At 39.9% G+C, this 351-nt stretch carries 1 protein-coding gene; it reads left to right on the forward strand.

Annotation, left to right across the window (positions count from 1 at the left end; genetic code table 11):
• Nucleotides 1-351: RimK-like ATPgrasp N-terminal domain-containing protein (locus HC176_RS17945; protein WP_209309807.1), on the forward strand; the 351-nt coding region annotated here is incomplete at both ends.

Below are 351 nucleotides of genomic sequence, written 5' to 3' on the forward strand. Positions count from 1 at the left end.
TATTACGTCTCCCTTTTAGCTGAAGCACGGGGACATCTTGCAATTCCTACTGTGAGGAACCTGGTTGACCTACGGGAGCCCATCCTGGTGAAGATCGTTTCAGATGAATTTGATGATCTAATTCAGAAAAGCCTTAAAGGAATCAAATCTTCAGAATTCACCCTGAGTATCTATTTTGGGCAGAATGTAGCTCAGAAGTACAAGGAGTTAAGTGCCATGTTTTTCAGACATTTTCAGATCCCTTTCCTTAGGGTGAAATTCAGCTATGCCAGTAAATGGAATATTAAATCCATTAAGGCGCTTTCTGAAAATGAAATTCCGGAAGAACATAAGCCAAGTATGCATGAATTT

The sequence above is a fragment of the Tamlana crocina genome (assembly GCF_012037625.1).